General features: G+C 55.4%; 1 protein-coding gene. It reads left to right on the forward strand.

The genetic code is table 11. From position 1 onward, the window contains the following. On the forward strand, positions 1-1,778 hold a 1,778-nt coding region (locus tag AC097P_RS23560), incomplete at both ends, for an ATP-binding protein (protein ID WP_479612862.1).

Consider the following 1,778-nt stretch of genomic DNA (forward strand, 5'->3'; position numbering starts at 1 on the left):
AACAAGACTGGCGATCTGTACTGGGTAAATGCAACCATTGTTCCCCTGGCAAACGATGTTGGTAAGCCCACCATGTTCATTGCAATACGAACAGACATTACGGAGCGCAAGCGCATGGAGACATCCATGAAGGCAGCAGAAGCACGCCTTCGCCACATCACCAACACGGTGCCTGGCGCCGTCTTTCAGTGGCATGTGGGTCCGGACCATTACCGTTACACCTTCATCAGTGAGCGCGTGCGCGACGTACTCGGCTTTGCGCCTGAGGAACTGAAGGCTGATTCGTCGTTGACCACACTTCAAATTCTTAAAGAAGACCGTTCCCGGGTGATTAATGAAGTTTTGGATGCGCCACGCCGGCGTGTCGTCTGGCGGGGGGAATACCGGGTGCTTTTGCCACAAGGTTCTCAGCGTTGGATTCGCGCCGAAATTGACCCCGAGCCAGACTTGGCTCCCGATGGCGCTACGGTGTTTACCGGCATCTGGCAGGACATAACTGCCATCAAGCAGGCGGATTCGCGGCTGCGCGAGGTCACTGAGAACATTCCGGTCGCGGTTTTTCAGTATTACGCCGAATCATACAGCAGGCTCATGATCACTTCTATGAGTGATTCCATTGAAGGCATTTGTGGCGTGCGCGCCGAGGCAGTACTGGAAACAACCAGCTTGTTGCTGGACAGGGTGTACCCCGACGACCAGGATGTTTTTTCGACGGGCCTTGGCGTGGCGAACGCCCATGCGCAAGCGCAAGCTGTGGATTTTCGCATGGTGCACCTTCAAACGGGTGCCATCGTATGGGTGCACGGCGAGGCGCATCCGCGCCAGCTCGCTCACGGCGACTGGGTGTGGAATGGCTACTTCACCGATATTACAGCGTCCAAGCAAGCTGAGGCCGAGTTGCAAAAGGCCAAAGATGCTGCAGAAGCCGCAAGCCATGCAAAGTCGGATTTCCTGGCCAATATGAGCCATGAAATCCGAACTCCCATGAATGGGGTCATTGGCATGACGGAATTGCTATTGGACACCCCATTGGATGCCGAGCAACGGGAATACCTCAGCATCGTCAAGTCGTCTGGCGAAGCATTGCTTCGGGTGATCAACGACATTCTGGACTTCTCCAAAATTGAAGCTGGCAAGCTGCTCATAGAGCACATTCCCTTCCACCTGGGTCAGGTCGTTGCAGACACTCTGAAGTCGGTGGCGCTTCGCGCCAGTGAAAAGAGCCTGGAACTGGTGTCCGACGTCGAGGCTGATGTCCCCACGGGAGTATTGGGTGACCCCGGCCGATTGCGGCAGATTTTGTTGAATATCATCGGCAATGCCATCAAATTTACCCATAGAGGTGAAATCGTCGTTCGTGTTGCACATGCCTGTGCACAGGACAGCCCTGCGACGGTGCACTTTTCTGTCAGCGACAGCGGTATTGGCATCCCAGCGGACAAGCAACAGGCCATATTCGAAGCCTTCTCTCAGGAGGATAGTTCTACAACCCGGCGGTATGGTGGTACGGGCCTGGGATTAACCATTTGTTCGCGTCTGGTTTCGGCAATGGGTGGTCGGATATGGGTGGAGAGCGAAGCGGGCTTGGGCAGTGTGTTTCACTTTACGTTGCAACTGGATATCGACACGAGCGCAACAGTACTTCCGGCCCAGGTGGTGCGTTTTGCTGGTTGCAAGGCCCTCATAGTGGACGACAACGCGGTAAACCGTATGGTCTTGGCGCGCACGCTGGGGATTGAAGGTGTCATTACCCATGCGGTGGCCAGTGGTCAAGAGGC

This window comes from Rhodoferax sp. ZS1R8, from assembly GCF_056521325.1.